Source organism: Bosea sp. AS-1 (assembly GCF_002220095.1).
Taxonomy (GTDB): domain Bacteria; phylum Pseudomonadota; class Alphaproteobacteria; order Rhizobiales; family Beijerinckiaceae; genus Allobosea.
On sequence record NZ_CP022372.1, the window covers coordinates 1,899,697 to 1,924,503 of the forward strand.

Below are 24,807 nucleotides of genomic sequence, written 5' to 3' on the forward strand. Positions count from 1 at the left end.
GCCTGATGTCCGACTTCATTCCCGCTCCCGTCGACGGCGCCGAGATCGAGCGCTCGCTGCGGCAGGCCGCTGCCAAGCGCATCCTCGTGCTCGACGGCGCGATGGGCACGCAGATCCAGGACCTGAAGCTCTCCGAGGCGGATTTCCGCGGCGAGCGCTTCAAGGGCTGGAACCGCGACCTCAAGGGCAATAACGACATCATCGCCCTGACCCAGCCCGAGGCGCTGCGCGACATCCATCTCGCCTATTTCCGGGCGGGCGCCGATATCATCGAGACCAACACCTTCTCCGGCACCGCGATCGCCCAGGCCGATTACGGCATGGAGGAGTTCGTCTACGAGCTGAACGTCGCCTGCGCGCGCCTCGCCCGCGAGGCGGCGATGCTGGCGCAGAAGGAGGATGGCCGGCGCCGCTATGTCGCCGGTGCGATCGGCCCGACCAACCGCACGCTCTCGATTTCGCCCGACGTCAACAACCCCGGCTTCCGCGCCGTGACCTTCGACCAAGTCCGCGATTCCTATGCCGAGCAGGTGAGGGGGCTGGTCGATGGCGGTTCCGAACTGCTGCTGATCGAGACGATCTTCGACACGCTCAACGCCAAGGCCGCGATCGTTGCGATCGAGCAGGTCTATCGCGAGAAGGGCATTCGCCTGCCGGTGATGATCTCCGGCACGATCACCGACCTTTCGGGCCGCACGTTGTCGGGCCAGACGGTCGAGGCTTTCTGGAACGCGGTGCGCCACGCTGCGCCGCTGACGGTCGGCCTCAACTGCGCGCTCGGCGCGCGCGAGATGCGGGCGCATATCAAGGACATGTCCCGCGTCGCCGACACGCTGGTCTGCGCCTACCCGAATGCCGGCCTGCCCAACGAATTCGGCCTCTATGACGAACGGCCGGAAGCGACCGCCAAGATGCTGGCCGAGTTCGCCGATGCCGGCTTCGTCAATGTCGTCGGCGGCTGCTGCGGCACCACGCCCGGCCATATCGCGGCGATCGCCGAGGCTGTCGCCGGCAAGGCGCCGCGCCAGATCCCCGAGGCGAAGCCCTATCTGCGCCTCGCCGGGCTGGAGCCTTTCACCCTCGACGAGACGATCCCCTTCGTGAATGTGGGCGAGCGCACCAACGTCACCGGCTCGGCCAAGTTCCGCAAGCTCATCACCAATGGCGACTATGCCGCCGCGCTCGATGTGGCGCGCGACCAGGTCGCCAACGGCGCGCAGGTCATCGACATCAACATGGATGAGGGCCTGCTCGACTCCGAGAAGGCGATGACCGAGTTCTGCAATCTGATCGCCTCGGAGCCGGATATCAGCCGCGTGCCGATCATGGTGGACTCATCCAAGTTCCCGGTGATCGAGGCGGGCCTCAAGACGATCCAGGGCAAGCCGATCGTCAACTCGATCTCGATGAAGGAGGGCGAGGAAAGCTTCCTCGAGCATGCCCGGATTTGCCGGCAGTACGGCGCGGCCGTCGTCGTCATGGCCTTCGACGAGGTCGGGCAGGCCGACACGTTCCAGCGCAAGATCGAGATCTGCACGCGCGCCTACAAGCTGCTGACGGAGAAGCTGAACTTCCCGCCGCAGGACATCATCTTCGACCCGAACATCTTCGCGGTGGCGACGGGCATCGAGGAGCACGACAACTACGGCAACGACTTCATCGAGGCGACCAAGGCGATCCGCGAGAGCCTGCCGCATGCCCATATCTCGGGCGGCGTCTCGAACCTGTCCTTCTCCTTCCGCGGCAACGAGAAGGTGCGCGAGGCGATGCACTCCGTGTTCCTCTACCACGCCATCAAGGCGGGGATGGACATGGGCATCGTCAATGCCGGCCAGCTCGGCTCCTATGACGACCTCGATCCCGAATTGCGCGAGCTCTGCGAGGATGTCGTCCTCAACCGCCGCAAGGATTCGACCGAGCGTCTGCTGGAGGCCGCGCCGCGCTTCAAGGGCGACGGTGCCGCGGCCAGCGCGGGCAAGGACCTTGCCTGGCGGGAGCTGCCGGTCGAGAAGCGGCTGGAGCATGCGCTGGTCGCCGGCATCACCGAGTTCATCGAGGCGGACACCGAAGAGGCGCGGCAGAACGCCGAGAAGCCGCTGCACGTCATCGAGGGCCCGCTAATGGCCGGCATGAACGTGGTCGGCGACCTGTTCGGCTCGGGCAAGATGTTCCTGCCGCAGGTGGTGAAGTCCGCCCGCGTGATGAAGCAGGCGGTCGCCTATCTCATGCCCTATATGGAGGAGGAGAAGCGCCTCAACGGCGGCTCCGAGCGCGCGGCGGCCGGCAAGGTGCTGATGGCGACGGTGAAGGGCGATGTCCACGACATCGGCAAGAACATCGTCGGCGTCGTGCTCCAGTGCAACAATTACGAGGTGATCGACCTCGGCGTGATGGTGCCGAGCCAGAAGATCCTGGAGACGGCGCGCAAGGAAAACGTCGACATCATCGGCCTTTCCGGGCTGATCACGCCTTCGCTGGACGAGATGGTGACGGTCGCCTCCGAGATGGAGCGCGAGGGCTTCGATATCCCGCTGCTGATCGGCGGGGCGACGACGAGCCGCGTCCACACCGCGGTGAAGATCCATCCGGCGTACAACGCCGGCCAGACGGTCTACGTCAACGACGCCTCGCGCGCCGTCGGCGTGGTGTCGAGCCTGCTCTCGCAGGAGCAGAAGCCGGCCTATGTCGAGGGTATCAAGGCGGAATATGCCAAGGTTGCCGACGCGCATCGCCGCTCGGAGGCCGAGAAGCAGCGCCTGCCGCTGGCCAAGGCCCGCGCCAATGCCTTCAAGCCGGACTGGGCGAACTATACCCCGCCGAAGCCGAGTTTCCTCGGCACGCGCGTCTTCCGGACCTACGACATTGCCGATCTGGTGCCGGTGATCGACTGGACTCCCTTCTTCCAGACCTGGGAGCTGAAGGGCCGCTTTCCTGCGATCCTGGAGGATGAAAAGCAGGGCGAGGCAGCGCGCGCGCTCTGGGACGATGCCCAGTCGATGCTGAAGCGCGTCGTCGAAGAGCGCTGGTTCAACCCGAAGGCGGTCATCGGCTTCTGGCCGGCGAACACCGTCGGCGACGATATCCGCCTCTATACCGGCGAGAGCCGGCAGGAAGAGCTCGCAACCTTCCACGGCCTGCGCCAGCAGCTCCTGCGGCGGGACGGCAAGCCCAATCTCTGCCTCTCGGACTTCGTCGCGCCGGAAGGCGTGGCGCCCGACTATATCGGCGCTTTCGTGGTCTCCTCCGGGGCGGAAGAGGAGCGCATCTCCGAGAAGTTCGCGCGCGACAACGACGACTACCGCTCGATCATGGTCAAGGCGCTGGCCGACCGCTTCGCGGAAGCCTTCGCCGAACGGATGCACCAGCTCGTTCGCAAGGAGTTCTGGGGCTATGCGCCGGACGAGGCCTTCAGCAATGACGAGCTGATCCGCGAGGAGTATCGCGGCATCCGCCCGGCGCCGGGCTATCCGGCCCAGCCCGATCATACCGAGAAGGAGACTCTGTTCCGGCTGCTGGAGGCGGAGCGCCGCGTCGGCGTGAAGCTGACCGAGAGCTATGCGATGTGGCCGGGTTCATCGGTCTCGGGCCTCTATTTCTCGCACCCGGAGGCCTATTACTTCGGCGTCGCCAAGGTCGAGCGCGACCAAGTCGAGGATTATGCCCAGCGCAAGGGCATGAGCATCGAGGAGGTCGAGCGCTGGCTGATGCCGATCCTCAACTACGACACCGCGGCCTATCGGCTGCAGGCGGCGGAGTAGGAGGCTCCGGTCGGCGGCGCGTCTCGGCGTGCCGCTTGCGACGGCGATGGCCGAATTATACAGATCTGGCTTGTTGAATTATCCGGCCGGCTCGGCTAACCCGATCCGGCCGGGATGTCCGGCGGCGACGAGACGGGCAGGACGGTCATGGCCGGCGACGACGACGATTACGTCTATGACGAGGCGACGGGCGAGTGGCGTCCGGCTTCCGAGGTGGCGGCTGCTGCAGCCGCGGCAGCCCGCGTCGAAGTGCGCGATTCCGCCGGCAACGTCCTGGCGGACGGCGACTCGGTGGTGTTGATCAAGGACCTCAAGGTGAAGGGCGCTGGCCAGACCCTGAAGCAGGGCACGGTGATCCGTTCGATCAAGCTGACCGACGACCCAGACGAGATCGACTGCCGCCACGATACGATCAAGGGACTCGTGCTGCGCACCGAATTCGTGCGCAAGCGCTGACGTTCCTGGTGCGATGATCCGCAAGGCCACCCTCGCCGACCAGCCGCGCGTCCACGCGATCCGCATGGGTGTGCGTGAGAACGTCCTGAGCAACCCCGCTCTGGTGACGGCCGAGGAGGTCGACTGGTATCGCGACCATGCGATCTTCCTCGTTTGTGAAAGCGCCGGCGACATCGCCGGCTTCGCCTGCGCCAACCATCAGACCGGGCTGGTCTGGGCCCTGTTCGTCGATCCCGAGCAGGAAGGTCGCGGCCATGGCCGGGCGCTGCTCGACGAGACGCTGAAGCAGCTCAAGGCCGCCGGCCATGCCCAGGCCTGGCTGACGACGGGCGCGGGCACCCGCGCCGAGCGCGTCTATCGCCGCCATGGCTGGCGCGAGATGGGCCGCTCGCTCGACGGACAGATCGTCTTCATCCGTACATTGTAGAGGCCTGTGTGCCGGGCCGGCGCACAGCTTCGTTCACCTGACGTGCAGGTTCCCGGCGCCGTTCGCGAACGGCCTGTCGAACATGCGCAACGTGTTGCCCCCTGCCATGCTGGCGACGTGGAGGGCGGCCTGGGCCTCGGCGAAGAGGGCGGTGGGATCGCGATGGCGATCGCCTTCGAGCGCGACGGCACCGATCGAGATCGTGAAGTCGATCACCAGGTTGTTGCGCGAGACAGGGCGGCACAAGAGGTGGCGGGCGTTGTCGAGGCTGACGGTGAGGCGGCGCTGCCCGGCCGGCATCCGCAGCAACAGGGCGAATTCGCTGTCGCCGATACGGCCGCTCGCAAGCGCGTCGGGGAAAAGCCGCTTGAGACGCTCGTCGAAACGGCTCAGCAATTCGTCGCTGGCGGCGCGTCCGAAGGTGTCGACGATATCGTGAAAATCATCGACGTCGAAGACGATCAGCGCGAAGGAATCTCCATCGAAACGCGGATCGAGCAGCGCCTGGCCGAGGCGGTTCTCGAAATCGTGCCGGGTCGACGCCTCGATGATCGGCTCCTGGCGCGCCAGCGTGGCAAGCCCGTTCCACAGGCCCTTCTCAGCCGTGACATCCTGCTTCGAGCCGAAGATGCGGATCGGCCGGCCGTTCTGATGGCCGACGCCGACGATCAGCCGCATCCAGCGCTTCTCGTTGCTCGCCGTGCGGATGCGGCAATCGAGCGAGAACGCCCCGCCGTTGCGGATGACGTTGCCGCGCATGCGGTTCATCTCGCTGCGCGACACCTCCTCGTAGAGATCGAGGATCGACGAGCGCTGGATCGTGGAGCCGCGCTGCAGGCCGAACAGGTCGTAGACCCCGTCGGTCCAACTCAGGGCCTCGTTGGCGAGATTGCACTCCCACGCGCCGATGGCAGCCGGTTTGCCCGACAGCCGGCAGAGCTCGGTGGCAAGGTGTTGCTGCTGGATGTTCAAGGCTGCCCCCTCCGGTCTGCCTTGCCGGGAAAACTACACTAGAACAGGGGGGTTAAGCGAGCCTTGCGAAGCTGCTGCCGCCGTGCGGATCCCATCACGGAATTGCGATCAGGCGGTGCGCGAAGTCTGCGTGGCGGCGAGCAGGTCGCGCAGGGTCGTGATCGTGGACGAATCGGCGACGCCGTCGACCTTCTCCGGGCGCCAGTGACGCTGGAAAGCCGCGACCACGGCCTCCAGCTTTTCGTCGAACATGCCGTCGACGGGGACACCATAACCGAGCATGGCGAACATGGCCTGCAGCGCCTCGACCGGTTGGCCGGCATCGCCGCGGGCGAAGTATCGCCCTCCGCGGATCGGGGCGGGCTCGACCCAGAGACCGACGCCGCCTTCGGCGAAGCGCCGCCAGGGAAACTTCTCGCCGGGATCGATCTTGCGGCCGGGCGCGATGTCGGAATGGGCGAGCACGCGCTCGGGCGGGATCGACCAGCGCTCACAGATGTCGCGGCAGAGGTCGAGCGTCGCCGCGATCTGCGCCTCGGGATAGTCGGGGAGGCCGCCGGGATGGCCGGGATTGGCGATCTCGATGCCGATAGAGCAGGAGTTGATGTCGGTCTCGCCGGCCCAGTGCGAGGCGCCGGCATGCCAGGCGCGGCGCCCCTCGGGCACGAGCTGCAGCGTGTGACCGTTCTCGAAGACGAAGTAGTGCGAGGAGACCTGCGAGACCGGGTTGCACAGCCACTGCAGCGCCTCGCCCGCGACGGGCATGCCCGTGTAGTGTAGGATCAGCATGTCCGGCCGCCGGCCCGGTGTGCCGTCGCTCAACTTGCGTTCGCCATGATTGGGCGAGGGGAAGATCTTTGTGGCGAAGCGGCTGTCCGGCTTCGCCGTCGCGTCGATGGTTTCGGTCATGGCTCGTCAGGCGGGCTGGTGCGAAAGCCGGCGATGGAGGCCGCGCTCACGCTCGATCGCGTCCCAGGCGGCATTGATGGCGGCGAGCCGCCTGGTCGCGATCGCGATCGCCTCGGCGGGAAGACCGCGTGCGATCTCGCGATCGGGGTGGGTCTCGGCAACGAGGCGGCGATAGTGCCGCTTCAGCTCGTCGTCGGCCATCTCGCGGCTGGCGCCGATGACGAGATAGGGGTCGTCGCGGCGGCGGACATGACGCGCTTCGATCCGGGCGAAATCGCCGTCGGCGATGGCGAAGATGCCGGCGACGGCGCGCAGATAGGCATGCTCCGCCTCATGGATCGCGCCGTCGGCTGCGGCGATCAGAAACAGGCCGTCGAGCACGTCCTCGAGCAGGGCCGGCTCGTCATGGAAGGCGTGGGCGATCTGCGCGGCATAAGCCTCGAAGCCGGCGCTGGTCTGCTTGGCGAGGTCGAACAGGGCCTCGACGCGCTGCTGCTGGTCGGCCGGGACCTCGACGATGCGCCGGAAGGCCGTGACCTCGTCGCAGGTCACGACGCCGTCGGAGCGGGCCATCTTGGCGGCCAGCGCGACGAGGCCGGTGGTGAAGACGAGCTCGCGCGGGGCCGGCCCGAAAGGAGCGCCCTCGCGGTCGATCAGGACATGTCCGGCAACGGCGCCGAGAAGGGCGCCCAGAGGGCCGCCGAGCGCAAGCCCAAGGCCGCCCCCACCAAGCGCACCCCAGAATGATGAAGCCATGAAGGGCCGGGTCTCCCGTGAATCCGTCATGCGCCGAAGCGCGGTTGCATGATGTGAGGTGAGCCGCCTTCCGATCAAGGGGGCGGGCGCCCTCGCGACCGCCCGCCGCAGGGAATCACGCATTTTCGGCGGATTGTGGCGGAAACGGGGCAGGTGGGCGGTTTTGTTGATTCGCACCCGAGCGCGCTGCGCCGGCGAAGTTTAAGGCTGCTCCAAATACCTGCGAATACTTTATAGTCAAATATAGAATAAATTCCTGTTTACGTCATTTTCTGTGTGTTTTTCTTTCGTTACAGTCAGATTATGGACACATTCTCTCAGCAATTGACCGCGCCTTCTCATCGGGTTTGAACAGACGAGGTCCGGTTCATCATGCGGTACATCTTTGGCGGTCTAGCTGCTGCGGTTCTGATTAGCCTTCCGGCGATTGCGTCGGCGCAGGAATTCGTGAACTCGGAGACGGACCCCAGGGCGCTGCTCATGCGTGACGCTGAAATCGCTCGCGAGAAGGCGGCCCAGACCGGCGGTGCGAACGAGGCCAAGGCCGAGACGCGGGGCATGAAGCATGAGGCCGGCAAGTCGGACGCGAAGACGGCCAAGGCCGAGCGGCGCGGCTCCACTCCGCTGGCCGCCCCCTCCGGCTCCGAGGGTCTGCGCGCGCTGGTCGCCCGCCATGCCGCCGCCAACGGCGTTCCGTTCTCGCTCGCCGATGCGGTGGTGCGGATCGAGAGCCGCTACAATCCGCGCGCTGCCCATGCCGGCAATTTCGGCCTGATGCAGATCCGTCACCAGACGGCGCGCGGCCTCGGCTATTCCGGCAGCGCGAGCGGCCTGCTCGATGCCGAGACCAATGCCCGCTACGGCATGAAGTACCTCGCCATGGCCTACAAGATGGCCGGCGGCGACACCTGCCGCACGGTGATGAAGTACCAGAGCGGCCATATGACCACCCGGATGAGCGGCGCGAACCGCACCTATTGCGCCAAGGTGCGCACGATCACAGCCCGCAACTGACGTTATCCTCGCGCTGTCGCTTGACGGCGGCCGCGCCAGCGCGCATCTCCCCCTCGCCAGTCGGCCGGACGGCCGCTCTCGCTTGCGAGGGAGGAAAGTCCGGGCTCCACGGAAACACGGTGCCGGATAACGTCCGGCGGGGGCGACCCCAGGGAAAGCGCCACAGAGATCGAACCGCCCCGCGCTTCGGCGCAGGGTAAGGGTGAAAAGGTGCGGTAAGAGCGCACCGCGGACCCGGCAACGGGGACGGCATGGCAAGCCCCACCGGGAGCAAAACCGAATAGGGACGATGCTTTCCGCGCAAGCGGTGAGGGGCAGGTTTCTGTGCCCTGTCGTCCGGGTTGGTTGCTCGAGGCGCGCAGCAATGTGCGTCCCAGAGGAATGGCCGTCACGTCGGGGGAGCGATCCTCCGGCCATCCAGAACCCGGCTTACAGGCCGACTGGCACCCATCGGATGCGGAAAGGGCCGGGAGTGATCCCGGCCCTTTCGCGTGTTCGGCGCCATGGAGGCTCTCAGGCGACCTTGAGCTCGACGTCGATATTGCCGCGGGTGGCGTGGGAATACGGGCAGACGATATGGGCCTTCTGGACGAGATCCTCGACCACGGCCCTGTCGACGCCCGGCACCGAGATGGTCAGCTTGGCAGCGATGCCGAAGCCCTGTCCGTCGTCGCGCGGGCCGATGCCGACATCGGCCGAGACCTTCGCGTCGTCCGGGATCTTCACCTTGTCCTTGCCGGCGACGAATTTCAGCGCGCCGAGGAAGCAGGCGGAATAGCCCATCGAGAAGAGCTGTTCGGGATTGGTGCCGTCGCCACCGCCGCCGCCGAGCTCCTTCGGCGTGTTCAGCACGAGCTTCACGTTGCCGGTGTCGGTCGCGGCCTGGCCTTCGCGGCCGCCGGTGGCGGAACCGTGAGCGGTGTAGAGGATCTTCATGATCGGACTCCTTGCAGCGGGTGAACCAATGCTTGCCATTTAGATTGTGCACAATTAAATTGTCAACTACTAATTTTTAGGTGCTGCCGGAGTTGATTGTCACTTCGGTTTCCGCTTTGCCTTGAGGGAGCGATGGCAGAGGCATGATGGTGTCCGGGAACGGAAACGAGCGCGAACCTAAGGCCGGCGCGGGCACGCCCCGGCTGGAGCAGCAACTCTGCTTCGCCGTGTATCAGGCGAGCCACGCCTTCAATCGTGTCTACCGGCCAGTGCTCGCGGCGCTGGGGCTGACCTATCCGCAATATCTCGTCATGCTCGTATTGTGGGCGGATGACGGGCTGACGGTGAAGGCGCTCGGCGAGAAGCTGATGCTGGATTCCGGTACGCTGACGCCGCTGCTGAAGCGTCTCGAAAGCGCGGGGTTCATCCGGCGCGAGCGCGATGCCGCCGATGAGCGGCAGGTGCGCATCCATCTCGCCGCGAAGGGCGAGGCGCTGCGCGTGCAGGGGCGGCGTGTCCAGGAAGCGATCGGTTGTGCGCTGGGCGCGACCGCGCCGGGAGCGCCGGAGCTTCGCGAGCAGCTCGGCCGGGTGCGCGACGCTTTGCTGGCGGCGGCGCGCGAGGACTGACGCGAACGTCGCGCCGCGATCCGACGCGATTTTTTCTCTTCCGCTCATGTTCCGGATCTGCCGCCCAAACCGGGCGCAGTGTGCCGAATTTCGCGCGCTTACGGTTACTTAACCATAACGGGCTGTGATGGTCGCGAGCCTTCGCAAGCATCGACTCGTGCTTACGATTCCATTGACGCCCATGATTGCCCATGTTATCCCAAATCATCCCGTCGAAGCCGACAGGCAGTTCTCAGGTCAGGGTCCGTGTGCCGCGCGGATTTTGGTCGCCGGGCGCTGCTTGCCTGCTTCGACGGGGGGATTTTTCGTCGCATGGGCAAGCGCCTGGCGGCGGTGTGGAGAGCAGGCCGGGAGGCGGCGTTGACGGACCGCTTCGTCTCGAACTTCACCAACCGGCTAGACGCCAAAGGGCGCGTCTCCATTCCCTCGAGTTTCCGCTCGGTTCTCGCCAAGGACGGCTACGAGGGCCTCTACGTCCATCAGGGGCTCGACCTGCCGGCGCTCGACGCGGGCGGCAATGCGCTGAGGGCGACGATCGACGACATCCTGGCGCGCTTCTCGCCCTTCTCGGACGAATGGGAGCTGCTCTCAACGGCGCTGAACGGCACCTCGGAGGTTCTGAAGGTCGATCCGGAGGGCCGCATCGTCCTGAGCGAGGCGCTGAAGGCGCATGCCGGCATCGGCGATGCGGTGACATTCGTCGGGCACGGCCACAAATTCCAGATCTGGGAGCCGGAGCGGTTCCGTGCCCATCTCGATGCGGCGCGGACGCGGCTGCGCGACGTCAAGCGCACACTCGGCGGCTTGGCGGCTTCGACAGGAGGTTCGGGCTCATGACGGACCAGGGCGGACCGGTTCGCCATGTGCCCGTGCTGCTCGCGGAGGTGCTCGAGGCGCTCGCGCCCAAGCCGGGCGGGCGCTATCTCGACGGCACCTTCGGGGCAGGGGGGTACAGCAAGGCGATCCTCGATGCTGCGCCGAGCTCGATCCTGCTCGGTCTCGATCGCGATCCCAGCGCGATCGCCGGCGGTGCCGATCTCGTCGCGGCGATGGCCGGGCGGCTGACGCTGTCGCAGGCGCAGTTCGGGGAGCTCGCCGAAGAGGCCGAGCGCTTCCGGATGGTGCCGCTTGATGGCGTCGTGCTCGATATCGGTGTCTCCTCGATGCAGATCGACCAGCCGGAGCGCGGCTTTTCCTTCCGCTTCGACGGCCCGCTCGACATGCGCATGAGCGGCGCGGGCCAGAGCGCGGCCGACATCGTCAACGAGGCTGAGGAAGGCCTGCTCGCCAACATCTTCTACCATTATGGTGAGGAGCGTCGCTCGCGCGCCGTGGCGCGGGCCGTGGTCGAGGCGCGGCGCAAGGCGCCGCTGGCCACCACCAAACAGCTAGCCGATCTCGTCGCCGGCATCGTGCGGGGCGAACCGGGCGGCGCGCATCCGGCGACGCGTGTGTTCCAGGCGCTGCGCATCGCGGTCAATGACGAGCTCGGCGAGTTGGTCCGGGCGCTGCATGCGGCGGAGGCCGTACTCAAGCCAGGCGGGCGTCTCGTCGTCGTCACCTTCCATTCGCTGGAAGACCGCATCGTCAAGCAGTTCCTGGCGGAGCGCTCGGGCCGCGTGCCGGCGGGCTCACGCCATGCACCGGCCGCAGCCGTGGCTCAGCCGACCTTCCGGCTCGTCGAGAAGGGGGCCGTCGCTCCTTCCGAGGCCGAGATGCGCGCCAATCCGCGGGCGCGTTCCGCCAAGCTGCGCGCCGCCGAGCGCAACGAGGCGCCGCCGCGCCGGGCCGAGGCCGGCCTTGTCGCGCTCGCAGGCCTTCCCGAACCCACACCGCGCCGGAGATCCTGAGTGTGATCAAGTTTCTCCATGTCATCGCCATCGGCGCGCTGGTTTCCTCGGCGGTCTACGCCTACACGATCAAATACGAGACGACGCTGGCGACCGAGCATCTGCAGAAGCTCAGGTCGAAGACCCAGCGCGAGCGCGACGCCATCCAGGTGCTCAAGGCGGAGTGGCAGTTCCTCAACCGCCCTGACCGTCTCCAGACGCTGGCCGACCGGCACCTCGACCTGCAGCCCTTCCAGGCAACCCAGGTGGTGAAACCCTCCGAGATCCCGAACCGCGGTCCCAAGGTCGATGCCATCGGCCGCAAGCTCGAGGATCTGGGCCTAGGCCTGCCGACCGAGACGCCGAGGACCGCCAAGGCGGGAGCGACCACGCCTGGAGCCATGCCATGACCGACACGACCAGGACCGAGCAGGCCGCCATGCCCGAGGCGGACGCCACGGAGGCCCCTGTCGCCGCCCCGCAATCGCGGCTCGCCTGGCTGCGCGACGTCTTCCGCATGAGCGGCGACAAAGCGCAGCCGCGCGTCGGCCTCATCATCCTCTGCTTCTCGGCGCTGTTCATCGCGATCACGGGCCGGCTCGCCCTGCTGGCGACGCTGCCGAACGAGCAGGTCGGCATCCGGCGCGCGAGCTCGAATGCGATTTCCGCCGCCAGGCCGGACATCCTCGACCGCAACGGCGAGATTCTCGCCACCGATATCAGCGTGGTCTCGGTGTTCGCCGAGCCGCGCAAGATTCTCGACAAGGACGAGGCGACGGAGCTGCTGACGGCGGTGCTGCCCGATCTCGACGCCAAGGAGCTGCGCGACAAGCTCGGCACCAAGAAGGGCTTCGTCTGGGTCAAGCGCGAGATCACGCCCCGGCAGCAGGCGGAGGTCTATCGCCTCGGCATCCCCGGCGTCGGTTTCCTGCCCGAGCACAAGCGCTTCTATCCGAACGGGCCGGCTGCCGCCCATGTCCTCGGCTTCGCCAATATCGACAATATCGGCATCGCCGGGATGGAGAAATACATCGACTCGCAGGGGTTGCAGGACCTGAACGGCGCCGGCCTCGCCAGCCAGGCGAGCGACCTCAAGCCGATCAGACTCTCGATCGACCTGCGCGTCGAGCACGTGCTGCGCGACGAACTGGTCAAGGGCATGGAACGTTTCCGCGCCATCGCGGCCGCCGGTGCGATCATGGACGTCAACACGGGCGAGGTCATCGCGCTGGTCTCGCTGCCGGATTTCGACCCCAACAATCCGGTCGATGCGCTGGAGAAGGACCGGATCAACCGGATGAATGTCGGCGTCTACGAGATGGGCTCGACCTTCAAGGCGCTGACCATCGCGATGGCGTTGGATTCCGGCAAGGTCAACATCAACTCGACCTTCTCAACCGCCGGCGGGATGATGCGTTTCGGCCGCCAGGTCATCAAGGAATACCATGGCACCGGCCGGACCCTGACCGTGCCCGAGGTCTTCGTGCATTCCTCGAACATGGGCTCGATCAAGATGGCGCTCGCCGTCGGCGTCGAAGGGCACAAGGCCTTCCTGAAGAAGATGATGCAGCTCGACCGGATGACGACCGAGCTGCCGGAGAGCGCTGCGCCGATCGTCCCGCAGCGCTGGGGCGAGATCAACACCGCGACCATCGCCTTCGGTCACGGCCTGGCCGTCGCGCCGCTGCAGGCGATCGCCGCCGTCTCCGCGCTGGTCAATGGTGGCTATCTGATGAAGCCGACCTTCCTGAAGCGTTCGCAGGAGGACGCGATGAAGGTAGCGACCCGTGTCATCAAGCCGGAGACGTCGGAAGCGCTACGCTACATCATGCGCATCAACGGCGACAGAGGTTCGGCGCGGAAGGCGGATGTTCCGGGCTATTTCGTCGGCGGCAAGACCGGCACGGCCGAGAAGGTCATCAACGGCCGCTATGCCAAGAACAAGAACTTCACGACCTTTACGGCGATCGTGCCCTCCGACAAGCCGAAATACCTGTTCCTCGCCATCTATGACGAGCCGAAGGGGTATGCCGAGAGCGGCGGCTATTCGACCGCGGCCTGGAACGGCGGCGTCACCACCGGCAAGCTGATCGAGCGTGCTGCCCCGCTGCTCGGCATCGCGCCGCGCTTCGACCCGCCGGCCTCGCCCTTCCCGCTGATGGCGAAGCTCGGGGCCTGGGGCACGCGCTGATCCCGGTCTATAAGCAGGGCCATGACAATGACCGCATACAGCCTCGGAGACCTCTTCCCCGAGACCTTCGACGCTGACGCCGCCACCCAGCCGGTGCACGGCGTCGCCTTCGACAGCCGCAAGGTCACGGGGGACGATGTCTTCGTCGCGCTCGCCGGGGCCAAGGCGGATGGCGCGCGCTTCATCATGGATGCTGTCGGGCATGGCGCCATCGCCGTCGTGTCGGGCGGTCCGCGCCCGGCGGATCTGCCGGCCGGAGTCGCCTTCGCGCAAGTCGCCGATCCGCGGCTGGCGCTGGCGCTGGCGGCGGCGAAGATCCACCCACGACAGCCGAAAACCATCGTCGCGGTGACGGGGACAAGCGGCAAATCCTCCGTCGCGGACTTCACCCGGCAGATCTTCCAGGCCCTTGGTCATGAAGCCGCGAGCCTCGGTACCATCGGCGTCGTTACGGCGAAGGGCGCCGATTACGGTTCGCTGACCACGCCCGATCCGCTGTCGCTGCATGCTTCGCTGGACAAGCTGGCGGGCGAGGGCATCACCCATCTCGCCATGGAAGCCTCCTCGCACGGGCTCGACCAGCGCCGGCTCGACGGGGTGAGGCTCAAGGCCGGCGCCTTCCTCAATCTCGGGCGCGACCATCTCGACTATCACCCCAGCGTCGAGGACTACCTCGCCGCCAAGCTGCGGCTGTGGGAGCTGCTGCCCGCTGGCGCGCCGGTGGTGATCAACCGCGACGAGCCCTATGCGGGGGAGGCTGCGCAGGCCGCCGAAGCCGGCGGGCATCCGATCATCGGCATTGGCCGCAGGGGCGAGACGCTGAGGCTCATCGCCAATGAGCGGGATGGCTTCACGCAGCGCCTGACCATCGGCTTCGATGGCGAGCGGGTTTCCGTCTCGCTGCCGCTGGTCGGAGATTTCATGGCCGGTAACGCCCTTGTCGCCGCCGGGCTCGCCATCGCGACCGGCGCCGACAAGCGCAGGGCGCTGGAGGCGATCTCCGGGCTGACCGGCGTGGCCGGGCGGCTCGAACGTGTCGGCGAGGCCAATGGCGGGCTCGTCGTCGTCGACTATGCCCACAAGCCCGATGCGCTGGCCGCCGTGCTGGCGACGCTCAGGCCCTATGCGACGGGGCGGCTGATCTGTGTCTTCGGTTGCGGCGGCGACCGCGACAAGGGCAAGCGGCCGCTGATGGGGGCCATTGCCGCCGAGAGAGCCGATATCGCCATCGTCACCGACGACAATCCGCGCAGCGAGGACCCGGCGACGATCCGCGCCGAGATCATGGCCGCCTCGCCAAAGCTCATGGAGATCGGCGATCGCGAGGAAGCGATCCGCGCGGCGGTGAAGATGCTGAAGCCTGGGGATTTGCTGGTCGTGGCCGGAAAAGGTCATGAAACCGGCCAGATCATAGGCGAGCGCACATTGCCTTTCTCGGACCATGAGGTCGTGCGGAAAGCGCTGGAGCATGGGAAGTAGTCCCATGCTCCAGAATATGATCTTGCGCGAATTCTTCTCGCCCTATCGGGCGGAAAGCGCGCTGTCGGAGATTCAAGGATGAGCGCCCCTCTCTGGAGCGGAGACAAGCTGATCGCGGCGCTCGGCGCGCGTGCGGAAGGCGCCGTGCCGCCGGCCGTCACCGGCGCCTCGATCGATACCCGCACGCTGGAGCCGGGCGACGTCTTCTTCGCGATCAAGGGTGAGGCTCGGGATGGGCACGACTTCGTCAACGGTGCGTTGGAAAAGGGTGCGGCGCTTGCCGTGATCGACGAGTCGCATGCGGCGGAGTTCAAGGGCGCGGGCGCACTCGCCGTTGTGCCGGATGTGCTGAAGGCGATGGAGCAGGCGGGTTCGGCGCGCCGCGCGGAGCTGAAGGCGGGCGTGGTCGCGGTCACCGGTTCGGTCGGCAAGACCGGCACCAAGGAGGCGCTGCGCCTCGTGCTCTCGCGCCAGGGCAAGACCCATGCGCCGGTCGCTTCCTACAACAATCACTGGGGCGTGCCGCTGACGCTGGTGCGCACGCCGGCCGACATCGCCTATGGCGTCTACGAGATCGGCATGAACAGCCCCGGCGAAATCCTGCCGCTGGCGCGGCTGGTGCGCCCACAGATTTCGATCATCACCACGATCCAGCCGGTGCACCTGGCCGCCTTCGCCTCGGTCGAGGGCATCGCGGAGGAAAAGGCCGGCGTCTTCTGGGAGCTCGAGAAGGGCGGCACGGCGATCATCAATGCCGACATCCCGCAATCGGAGTTGCTGCGCGACATTGCGAAGTCTGGCCCGGCCGGGAGCATCATCACCTTCGGCGAGAGCCCGGATGCCGATGTGCGGCTGATCTCCTGCGCGCTCAAGGCCGATGTCTCGACGGTCGAGGCGCGGGTGCTCGGCCAGCCGGTAACCTACAAGCTCGGCAGCCCCGGCAAGCACATCGTGCTGAATTCGCTCGCGGTGCTGGCGGCGGTGCAGGCGCTCGGCGCCGATCTCGCGCTGGCGGCGCTGGCGCTCGGCGATCTCAAGCCGCCAGCCGGTCGTGGCGCACGGCAGATTCTGCAGGCTCCGGGCGGGCGCTTCACGCTGCTCGACGAGAGCTACAACGGCAACCCGGCATCAATGCGCGCGGCGATCGAGAATCTCGGGCGCCTGCCGGTCGAGGGCAGGGGTCGGCGCATCGCCGTTCTCGGCGACATGCTGGAACTCGGGCCGAGCGGCGGCGAGCTGCACAAGGGCTTGGCCCAGCCGCTGATCGCCAACGGGATCGACAAGGTTTTCGCCTGCGGGCCGCTGATGAAGGAGCTCTATGAGAGCTTGCCTTCGGCCCTGCGGGGGGCTTATGCCCCCGCATCGGGCGCGTTGGAACCGCTCGTGCTCGATGCGGTCCGCGCCGGCGACGTCGTCACCATCAAGGGGTCGCTGGGCTCGCGCATGGGGCCGATCGTCAAGGCGCTCCTCGCGCGCTTTCCTGCCGTGCCTGCCGAAGACTGACCCGCCCTTCAGACCGCTTCCCGAGAGATTGCCCGCACATGCTCGCCTGGCTCGCCGAATTGTCCGGCACCTTCCCCGTCCTCAACGTCTTCCGCTACATCACCTTCCGGGCGGGCGGGGCGACCGCGACGGCGCTGCTCTTCGTCTTCTTCTTCGGGCCGGCGGCGATCTCCTGGCTCAGGATCAAGCAGGGCAAGGGGCAGCCGATCCGTACCGACGGCCCCGAGAGCCATCTCGCCAAGCGCGGCACGCCGACCATGGGCGGGCTGATGATCCTGACCGGCCTGTTCGTCGCGGTGCTGCTCTGGGGCAATCTGCGCAACCCCTACGTCTGGATCGTGCTCTTCGTCACGGCGGCCTATGGCGCGATCGGTTTCTATGATGACTACCTCAAGGTGACGAAGCAGTCGCATAAGGGCTTCTCGGGCAAGGCGCGCATCGCCATCGAGGTCGTGGTCGCGCTGATCGCCTGCACTTTCGTAATGCAGACGCAACCGCCCGCCATCGGTTCGGGCTTCGCCATGCCCTTCCTCAAGGAAGCGATCATCCCGCTTGGCATCCTGTTCCCGCTGGTCACCTCCTTCGTCGTCGTCGGCGCCGGCAATTCGGTGAACCTGACCGACGGGCTCGACGGGCTCGCCATCGTGCCGGTGATGATCGCGGCCGGCACCTTCGGCTTCATCTCCTACCTGGTCGGCAACGCCATCTTCGCCAATTATTTGCAGATCCATCACGTGCCCGGCGCCGGCGAATTGGCGGTGATCTGCGGGGCGGTGATCGGGGCGGGGCTCGGCTTCCTCTGGTTCAACGCGCCGCCGGCCCAGATCTTCATGGGCGACACCGGCTCGCTCGGCCTCGGCGGCCTGCTGGGCACTATCGCGGTCGCGACCAAGCACGAGATCGTGCTCGCTGTCGTCGGCGGCCTCTTCGTGGTCGAGGCGCTGTCGGTCATCATCCAGGTCGCCGTGTTCAAGCGCACGGGCAAGCGCGTCTTCCTAATGGCGCCGATCCACCACCATTTCGAGAAGCTGGGCTGGACCGAGCCACAGGTGGTGATCCGCTTCTGGATCATTTCCGTCGTGCTGGCGCTGGTTGGCCTCGCCACGCTGAAGCTGCGCTGAGAGCGAGAGCATCATGACGCCCGTCACCGTCTTCGCCGGGCGCAAGGTCGCCCTGTTCGGCCTCGGCGGCTCGGGGCTCGCGACCGCGCGGGCGCTCAAGGCCGGCGGCGCCGATGTCGCGGCCTGGGACGACAGCGAGAAGAGCCGCGACAAGGCCGCGACCGAAGGCATCGCGGTCGTCGACCTGGCGAGTGCGGACTGGTCGGGCTTTGCCGCCTTCGTGCTCTCGCCGGGCGTGCCGCTGACCCACCCCGAACCGCATTGGACGGTGGCGAAGGCCAAGGCCGCTGGCGTCGAGATCATCGGCGATGTCGAACTGTTCTTCCGCGAGCGGGCGAAGATCGCGCCGGCCTCCCCGGTCGTCTGCATCACCGGCACCAACGGCAAGTCGACGACGACGGCGCTGATCGCGCATGTGCTCAAGGCCGCCGGCCGCGACGCGCAGATGGGCGGCAATATCGGAACCGCCGTTCTGGCGCTGGAGCCGCCGGCCACGAACCGCATCCATGTCATCGAGTGCTCGAGCTACCAGATCGATCTCGCTCCCTCGCTCAAGCCCACCGTCGGCATTCAGATGAACCTGACACCGGACCATCTCGACCGGCACGGCTCGCTCGAAAACTATGCCGCGATCAAGGAACGGCTGGTTTCTGCCGCCGATATCGCGGTGGTCGGCGTCGATGACGAGGCCTCGCAGCAGATGGCGCTGAGGCGCACCGCCGGAGGCCGCCCACTGGTCGAGATCAGCGGCGACCGGCCGCTCGACGCAGGCGTCTTTGCCGAGGTCGTCGAGCGCGATGGACAACGCGAGACGCTGATCGTCGCGGCGCAGAGCGGCAAGCGGCGCGTCGTCGCCAGCCTCGCCGGCATCGGCTCCTTGCGCGGCTCGCACAATGCCCAGAACGCGGCAGCTGCCTTCGCCGCCTGCGCGGTGCTGGGCTTGAGCGATGCAGAGATCGAGGCCGGCTTCCGGAGCTATCCCGGGCTGGCGCATCGCATGGAGGAACTCGGCCGGATCGGCCGTGTCGTCTTCATCAACGATTCCAAGGCGACCAATGCGGATTCCACCGAGAAGGCGCTGACCTCCTTCCGCGACATCTTCTGGATCCTCGGCGGCAAGGCCAAGGAAGGCGGCATCGAATCGCTGCGACGCTATTTCCCGAACATCGCCAAGGCCTATCTGATCGGCGCGGCAAGCGACCTCTTCGCCGCGACCTTCGATGACGACGGCAGCGTCACCTATGAGCGCAGCGACACGCTCGACAAGGCTGTGGCGGATGCCACGCGCGATGCGCTGGCAAAGCCGGGTGAGGGCGAGATCGCGGTGCTGCTCTCGCCGGCTTGCGCGTCCTTCGACCAGTTCCCGAATTTCGAGGTGCGCGGCGACACGTTCCGCAAGCTAGTCTCGGGCCTGCCGAACTTCGAGCCCTTCGGGGTGGCGGGAGGTTCCGCGGCTCCGAAGGGCTGATCGATCACGAAGTCGGGCAGGCGCTGCCGCTTTCGGTCCAAGCCTGCATCAGCGCGCCGAACTCGGCCGCAGTCCCGGGCGCGGGCTCGCGGCCCTTGCCGGGCTTCCAGGCCCAGAGCACGAGGCTGTCGGTCGTGACGTGCTTGATCAGCGCGGCGCTATCCCGGCTGCCGTTGCGGTTCGGGTCCTTCAACTGCTCGCAGATCTGCGCGAGAGTCTTGCCTTCCCAGGCCATCGAGGCTGGGGCGAGCGCCCAGTGCTCGTTGCCAGGAATTCGAGCCGGGTCGAAGTTCTCCTTGCCATGACAGGTCGCGCAATGCAGGCCGGCGGCGCCATGGCCATCCCTGCCGCGCACGACGACGGGCTCGTGCAGCTTGCGCAGATCGCCCTGACGCGGCCGCTCGGTCGCCGGATGACAGTTCATGCAGCGCGGATGCGTGAGCACCTTGCCCATCTCGGTAAAGAGCGCGACCGAGCGGTCGCGCTGGTTGGCGATCGAGGCGAAGCTCGAAGCCGGGCGCAGGCTGGCGCCGCCGGGCTGGGCGGCGTTCTGCGCCAGCGTCAAGGCGCTGCCGGCGACGCAGACCGCGAGCGCCGCTGCCGTGGCGAGGATCAGGTTGCGGCCCATCAGACGGTGCCTCCCTGCATCGGCAGCTGACGCGGCCGGCCATGGCCGAGCGCTGCGAGCGCGTTGGCGACGGCGGGGCCGATCGGCGGGACGCCCGGCTCACCGATGCCGCTCGGCTTCTCCGTGGAAGCGAGGATCGTGACCTCGACCTCCGGCATCTCGTTGATGCGCAGCGAGCGGTATTCGTTGAAGTTGGTCTGGACCGGCCGGCCGCCGTCGAGAGTGATCTTGCCGTAAAGGGCGTGGCCGAGGCCGAAGCCGATGCCGCCTTCGACCTGGGCGCGGATCACATCGGGATTGACGGCGACGCCGCAATCCACCGCGCACCAGACCTTGTGGACCCTGGGCTCGCCCTCCGACCCCATCGAGACTTCGGCGATCTGGGCGACGAAGGACCCGAAGCTCTCCACAACGGCGACGCCGCGCGCCCGGCCGTCGACCGGAGCGCCACCCTTCCAGCCTGCGAGCTCGGCGACCGCCTTGAGCACGCCGGCGGCGCGCGGGTGCCGGTCGCCCATCATCGCGAGCCGGCCTTGCACCGGATCCTGCCCGGCGGCCTGCAGCAACTCGTCGACAAAGCACTCGACGGCATAGCCGGTGTGGGTGTGGCCGACCGAGCGCCACCACAGGGTCGGCACGCCGACCTTGGGATTGTGCACCTCGCAGCGAAAATTCGCGACCTCGTAGAAGATCTCGTTGGCCCCCTCGACCGACGTCGCGTCGATGCCGTTCTTGACGACGAAGGATTCGAAGGGCGTGCCGAGGAAGAAGGACTGGCCGACGAGCGTGTTCGACCAGGCCGCGATCTTGCCATCCTTCACCGCGCCGCGCAGGCGGTGCACGAAGAGCGGACGGTAATAGCCGCCGGTGAGATCGTCCTCCCGCGTCCAGACGACCTTGACCGGACGGTTGGGGCCGATCGCCTTGGCGACGATGGCAAGCTCGGCCGCGAGATGCTGGCTGACCTGGGCACGCCGGCCGAAGCTGCCGCCGGCGATCATGGTTTCGAGGCTGACCTTCTCGAGCGGCAGGCCGAGGATGGTGGCTATGGTCTGGTGTTCGGTGGTCTGGAACTGGCTGCCGAAGCGAGCATGGGCCGTCTGGCCATCCCATTCCAGATAGCCGTCCAGCGGCTCCATCGGCGCATGGGCCAGATAAGGAAAGACGAACTCGGCCTCGATGACGCGATCGGCTTGGCCGAGGGCGACTTCCGCATCGCCATGGCTGCCCGCAACGGTGCCGGGTTGCCGGACGAGTTTGCGGTACTCGGCGACCAGCTCGGCGCTGCCGCGTTTTTCCGCTTCGCTGTCGTCCCAAATGACCTTCAGTGCCTCACGGCCCTTCAGCGCCGGCCACATGCCGTGGGCGTAGACCGCGACGCCGTAACCGATGTCCTTCACCTCGGCGACGCCTTTGACCTTGAGCGCCTCGGAGGCGTCGAAGCTGGCGACCTTGCCGCCGAAGCGCGGCGAGCGGGCGACGACCACGGTCAGCATGTTCGGGACCTGGATGTCGATGGTGTACTTCGCCTTGCCGCGCGTCTTGTCGGGGGTGTCGAGGCGCTTCGTCGCGCCATCCTTGCCAATCAGCCGGTAGGCCGATGCCGGCTTCAGCGGCGGGTTCTCCGGTACCGGCAGTTTCGCGGCGGCCTCGGCGAATTCGCCGAAGCGGCCCTGCTTGCCCGAAGCGTGGCTGATGACGCCGGCCTCGACCTTGATCTCGGAGGCGGGAACCTTCCAGCTGTCGGCGGCTGCCTGGACCAGCATGGCGCGGGCGGCGGCGCCGGCCTTGCGCATCTGCTCCCAGCTATTGGCGATCGCGGTCGAGCCGCCGGTGCCCTGCACGCCGAGCGCGAGATTGGCGTAGAGCTTGACGTCGGCGGGCGCGGATTCGGCGCGCATCTGGCTCCAGGCGGCGTCCATCTCCTCGGCGGCGAGGGTGGCGAGGCCCGTATAGGGGCCCTGGCCCATCTCGATATGCTTGACGATGACGGTGACGGTGTCGTCCGGCGCGACGCGAATGAAGGCGTTGGGCGCGAAGCTGTCATTACCGCCCGGCCGGAAGCCGGCCGCGGCGCCCGACTGGGCTCGGGCGTTGTGCGGCAGGCTGAAGCCGATGACGAGCGCACCGGCGCCCTTCAGCAGGGAGCGGCGCGACAGCTTGGGATCATGCGCGGTCATGGCTCAGATCTCCAGCGCGCGGGCCGCGTCATGGATCGCGGCGCGGATGCGGACATAGGTGGCGCAGCGGCAGAGGTTGCCGTTCATCGCGAGGTCGATGTCGCGATCGGTCGGCTTCCTGTTCTCCTTGAGCAGGGCGATGGCGCTCATCACCTGGCCAGACTGGCAATAGCCGCATTGCGGCACGTCGCGGGCGATCCACGCGGCATGGACGGCATCCGCCTCCTTGCCGGCGAGGCCCTCGATGGTGGTGATCTCGCTCGTGCCGACCGCCGAGACGGGCGTGACGCAGGAGCGCAGGGCCTGGCCGTCGATGAAGACGGTGCAGGCGCCGCATTGGGCGATGCCGCAGCCGAACTTGGTGCCGGTGAGGCCGATATTGTCGCGAATGGCCCAGAGCAGGGGCGTGTCGTCGTCGACGTCGACGGTATGCGTCGTCCCATTCACTTTGAGAGAGACCATGGTTGCCTCCGATGCTGGCAAGACGCAGCGCGGCACCATGGTGCGGATCGAGGGCTCGCCCTCGATGTCCCGATCTGACATACCAGATCCGGGCGATGAATCCGTAGCCCTGGGTCGCGCGACTGGACTAGTTGGACGTTTTAAGTCTAACTAGGATGGTCGCGCGCAGTTTGGATTTTGTCAAGACTGCAAAGCTGCAATGGTGGACCGAAGCGAAAGTTCCAGCGCTCTTTCTCCAGAAGACGCGCGCATCGACCAGATCGCCGATGCGGCGCTGCGGCTCTTCGCCCGCTACGGCTACAAACGCAGTTCGATGGACGACATCGCCAGGGAGGCCGGGCTCGCCAAGGCGACGCTCTACCTGCATTTCAAGGGCAAGGACGACGTCTTCCGGGCGATGCTGAACCTGCTCGCGCGCCGCGTCGAGGCACGTTGCCGTGAGGTCGTCGCGGTACCGGGTCCTTTTCCGGAGCGGCTCGCCGCCCTTGTCGAGGCCCATCATGGACTGGCCTATGCGAGCTTCGGCACAGGGGAGCATCTCGTCGAGCTGAAGGCCGTGATGAACGCCATCGCGACCCGCGAGCTGCAGGCTTTCGAGCAGATTTTCGTCACGCTCGCGCGGCAACTGCTTCAGGAGGCCGAAGCTCGCGGCGAGGTCGCGTTGTGCCGCGCTTCCGTCACGGCCGAGGACTGGATTGCCGGGCTGATGTTCGCCGCCGCCGGAGCGAAGACGGGCGCGCCGCCGAGCTGTCAGGCCTATGCGGAGCGGCTTGCCGGCATCGCCCATATCTTTGCGGCGGCCGTCACCGTCGGCTGACGGGGGCTGCGCTTCGCGGCGACCAGCCTGTGCAATCCGCCGCATCGGAATCAATCGGTTAACCATTCATTGACAGAGTGATTCGTCACGCAAGGCGCGGTTCGCCCGCGCGGAATTTGTCGATAGGACGCGCTGTCATGGTCTCCCGCGCCGAACCTTCCCTCAGCGGCCGCTGGTGGTGGTCGATCGACCGCCTGATCCTTGCCGCGCTCATCGCGCTGATGGTCTCGGGCGTCGTCCTGCTGATGGCGGGCGGTCCGCCGGTAGCCGAGCGGCTGGGCTTGTCGACCTTCCATTTCGTCAACCGTCAGGCGGCCTATCTCGCCGGAGCGATCGTGATCTTCCTCAGCGTGTCTTTCATGACGCCGAGGCAGGTGCGCCGCGCTGCGCTCATCCTCTACGTGGTCTCGCTCGCCATGGTGGTGGCGACGCTCTATTTCGGCGTCGAGGTCAAGGGCGCCAAGCGCTGGCTGACGCTCAGCATCCTCGGTTCGGTGCAGCCCTCCGAATTCCTCAAGCCGGCCTTCGTCGTGCTCGCCGCCTGGGCCTTCGCCGAGGGGACACGCCGGCCGGACCTGCCGGGCACGATCCTCGCCCTGCTCATCCTGCCGGTCTCGATCGTGCCGCTGGTGCTGCAGCCGGACTTCGGCCAGACCATGCTGATCAGCCTGGTCTGGGCCGGGCTCTTCTTCGTCGCCGGGTTGCACTGGTTCTGGGTCATCGGGCTCGGCGGCATCGGCGCCACCGGCATCTTCATCGCGTATGAGCTGGTGCCGCACGTACGCGCCCGCATCGAGCGCTTCATGGACAAGGGTTCGGGCGACACCTTCCAGGTCGATACCGCGCTTGAAAGCTTCGCGCAGGGTGGCTGGCTCGGGAAAGGCCCGGGCGAGGGCACGGTGAAGCGCATCCTGCCCGACGCGCATACCGACTTCATCTTCGCCGTCACGGCCGAGGAGTTCGGCGTCATCGTCTGCATGATCCTTGTCGCGCTCTTCGCGATCATCGTGATCCGGTCGCTGTTCGTAGCGCAGAAATCCGAGGATCCGTTCACGCGCCTCGCCGTGACGGGCCTGGCCTTGCTCTTCGGCATCCAGGCGGCGATCAACATGATGGTCAACCTGCACATGATGCCGGCCAAGGGCATGACCTTGCCGTTCATCTCCTATGGCGGTTCATCGCTGCTTTCGCTCGCCGTCGGAACCGGCTTCCTGCTCGCGCTGACGCGGCGCCGGCCACGCTCGGCCGAGTTCGGCTCCTACGGGCGCTGAG

The 24,807-nt window shown here is 66.9% G+C and carries 22 protein-coding genes and 1 other RNA gene; 16 read left to right on the top strand and 7 right to left on the bottom strand.

All coding sequences use genetic code 11. The annotated features are described in order from the left end of the window. The first annotated feature begins 5 nt into the window (after positions 1–5). The 3 genes from metH (at position 6) to CE453_RS10730 (ending at position 4,641) form a co-directional block, all read left to right on the top strand. Positions 6–3,758: a methionine synthase gene (metH, locus tag CE453_RS10720; RefSeq protein ID WP_089174578.1), complete on the top strand. Its 3,753-nt coding sequence runs from the start codon at positions 6–8 to the stop codon at positions 3,756–3,758. A 147-nt stretch (positions 3,759–3,905) separates the two neighbouring features. Beyond that, a complete protein-coding gene (locus CE453_RS10725) occupies positions 3,906–4,214 on the top strand; it encodes an alkylphosphonate utilization protein (protein WP_089177827.1) in 309 nt (102 codons plus the stop codon). Positions 4,215–4,227: 13 nt separating this feature from the next. Beyond that, the gene (locus CE453_RS10730; RefSeq protein WP_089174579.1) at positions 4,228–4,641 is read left to right on the top strand and encodes a GNAT family N-acetyltransferase; all 414 of its coding nucleotides are present in this window, start codon (positions 4,228–4,230) and stop codon (positions 4,639–4,641) included. A 33-nt stretch (positions 4,642–4,674) separates the two neighbouring features. Here CE453_RS10730 and CE453_RS10735 read toward each other — a convergent pair whose 3' ends face one another. From CE453_RS10735 to CE453_RS10745, 3 genes are all read right to left on the bottom strand, one after another. Then, positions 4,675–5,613: a sensor domain-containing diguanylate cyclase gene (locus CE453_RS10735; protein WP_089174580.1), complete on the bottom strand. Its 939-nt coding sequence runs from the start codon at positions 5,611–5,613 to the stop codon at positions 4,675–4,677. Positions 5,614–5,721: 108 nt separating this feature from the next. Beyond that, positions 5,722–6,522: a peptidoglycan recognition protein family protein gene (locus tag CE453_RS10740; RefSeq protein ID WP_089174581.1), complete on the bottom strand. Its 801-nt coding sequence runs from the start codon at positions 6,520–6,522 to the stop codon at positions 5,722–5,724. Between the two features lie 6 nt (positions 6,523–6,528). Beyond that, positions 6,529–7,278, bottom strand: a complete 750-nt coding sequence (locus CE453_RS10745; protein WP_089174582.1) for a TerB family tellurite resistance protein — start codon at positions 7,276–7,278, stop codon at positions 6,529–6,531. Between the two features lie 480 nt (positions 7,279–7,758). Between CE453_RS10745 and CE453_RS10750 the strand changes: the two genes are divergently transcribed. Next, positions 7,759–8,292, top strand: coding sequence for a lytic transglycosylase domain-containing protein (locus CE453_RS10750; RefSeq protein WP_248308029.1), 534 nt, complete (start codon positions 7,759–7,761; stop codon positions 8,290–8,292). Between the two features lie 56 nt (positions 8,293–8,348). Beyond that, positions 8,349–8,740: RNase P RNA component class A (rnpB, locus tag CE453_RS10755), an RNA gene on the top strand. 65 nt (positions 8,741–8,805) lie between these two features. On the opposite strand, the gene CE453_RS10760 is transcribed toward rnpB, so the two are convergent. Further along, complete coding sequence (locus tag CE453_RS10760) at positions 8,806–9,228, bottom strand: organic hydroperoxide resistance protein (RefSeq protein ID WP_089174583.1); 423 nt, start codon at positions 9,226–9,228, stop codon at positions 8,806–8,808. A 143-nt stretch (positions 9,229–9,371) separates the two neighbouring features. On the opposite strand from CE453_RS10760, the gene CE453_RS10765 reads away from it, so the two are divergent. From CE453_RS10765 to murD, 9 genes are all read left to right on the top strand, one after another. After that, positions 9,372–9,857, top strand: a complete 486-nt coding sequence (locus CE453_RS10765) for a MarR family winged helix-turn-helix transcriptional regulator (protein ID WP_282568779.1) — start codon at positions 9,372–9,374, stop codon at positions 9,855–9,857. A gap of 312 nt (positions 9,858–10,169) precedes the next feature. Continuing rightward, positions 10,170–10,694 carry a division/cell wall cluster transcriptional repressor MraZ gene (locus CE453_RS10770; protein ID WP_089174584.1) on the top strand — a complete coding sequence of 175 codons (525 nt, stop codon included), beginning with the start codon at positions 10,170–10,172 and terminating at the stop codon, positions 10,692–10,694. After that, positions 10,691–11,707: a 16S rRNA (cytosine(1402)-N(4))-methyltransferase RsmH gene (rsmH, locus tag CE453_RS10775; RefSeq protein WP_089174585.1), complete on the top strand. Its 1,017-nt coding sequence runs from the start codon at positions 10,691–10,693 to the stop codon at positions 11,705–11,707. Before CE453_RS10770 ends, rsmH begins: the two co-directional genes overlap by 4 nt. Before the next feature lie 2 nt (positions 11,708–11,709). Further along, the gene (ftsL, locus tag CE453_RS10780; protein ID WP_089174586.1) at positions 11,710–12,096 is read left to right on the top strand and encodes a cell division protein FtsL; all 387 of its coding nucleotides are present in this window, start codon (positions 11,710–11,712) and stop codon (positions 12,094–12,096) included. Then, positions 12,093–13,877, top strand: a complete 1,785-nt coding sequence (locus CE453_RS10785; protein WP_472840985.1) for a peptidoglycan D,D-transpeptidase FtsI family protein — start codon at positions 12,093–12,095, stop codon at positions 13,875–13,877. The genes ftsL and CE453_RS10785 overlap by 4 nt, the downstream gene beginning before the upstream one ends. A gap of 27 nt (positions 13,878–13,904) precedes the next feature. Further along, entirely contained in the window at positions 13,905–15,356 is a 1,452-nt protein-coding gene (locus CE453_RS10790; protein WP_198302314.1) for a UDP-N-acetylmuramoyl-L-alanyl-D-glutamate--2,6-diaminopimelate ligase, read from the top strand. Between the two features lie 78 nt (positions 15,357–15,434). Then, on the top strand, positions 15,435–16,859 hold the full coding sequence (locus CE453_RS10795; protein WP_089174588.1) for a UDP-N-acetylmuramoylalanyl-D-glutamyl-2,6-diaminopimelate--D-alanyl-D-alanine ligase: 1,425 nt from the start codon (positions 15,435–15,437) through the stop codon (positions 16,857–16,859). A gap of 38 nt (positions 16,860–16,897) precedes the next feature. Then, entirely contained in the window at positions 16,898–17,980 is a 1,083-nt protein-coding gene (gene mraY / locus CE453_RS10800; protein ID WP_089174589.1) for a phospho-N-acetylmuramoyl-pentapeptide-transferase, read from the top strand. A gap of 13 nt (positions 17,981–17,993) precedes the next feature. Further along, entirely contained in the window at positions 17,994–19,448 is a 1,455-nt protein-coding gene (gene murD / locus CE453_RS10805; RefSeq protein ID WP_089174590.1) for a UDP-N-acetylmuramoyl-L-alanine--D-glutamate ligase, read from the top strand. 4 nt (positions 19,449–19,452) lie between these two features. On the opposite strand, the gene CE453_RS10810 is transcribed toward murD, so the two are convergent. From CE453_RS10810 to CE453_RS10820, 3 genes are read right to left on the bottom strand one after another with little or no spacing between them, the layout of a single operon-like run. Then, positions 19,453–20,076, bottom strand: a complete 624-nt coding sequence (locus CE453_RS10810) for an Isoquinoline 1-oxidoreductase subunit (protein ID WP_198302315.1) — start codon at positions 20,074–20,076, stop codon at positions 19,453–19,455. Further along, positions 20,076–22,256 (bottom strand): xanthine dehydrogenase family protein molybdopterin-binding subunit, encoded by a 2,181-nt coding sequence (locus CE453_RS10815; RefSeq protein WP_089174592.1) that lies wholly within the window; start codon positions 22,254–22,256, stop codon positions 20,076–20,078. Before CE453_RS10815 ends, CE453_RS10810 begins: the two co-directional genes overlap by 1 nt. Before the next feature lie 3 nt (positions 22,257–22,259). Next, positions 22,260–22,718 carry a (2Fe-2S)-binding protein gene (locus CE453_RS10820; RefSeq protein WP_089177831.1) on the bottom strand — a complete coding sequence of 153 codons (459 nt, stop codon included), beginning with the start codon at positions 22,716–22,718 and terminating at the stop codon, positions 22,260–22,262. Between the two features lie 199 nt (positions 22,719–22,917). Between CE453_RS10820 and CE453_RS10825 the strand changes: the two genes are divergently transcribed. Together CE453_RS10825 and CE453_RS10830 are read left to right on the top strand one after the other, a co-directional pair. Beyond that, on the top strand, positions 22,918–23,535 hold the full coding sequence (locus CE453_RS10825) for a TetR/AcrR family transcriptional regulator (RefSeq protein ID WP_089174593.1): 618 nt from the start codon (positions 22,918–22,920) through the stop codon (positions 23,533–23,535). Between the two features lie 137 nt (positions 23,536–23,672). Then, positions 23,673–24,806 (top strand): FtsW/RodA/SpoVE family cell cycle protein, encoded by a 1,134-nt coding sequence (locus CE453_RS10830; RefSeq protein WP_089174594.1) that lies wholly within the window; start codon positions 23,673–23,675, stop codon positions 24,804–24,806. Position 24,807 lies beyond the last annotated feature (1 nt).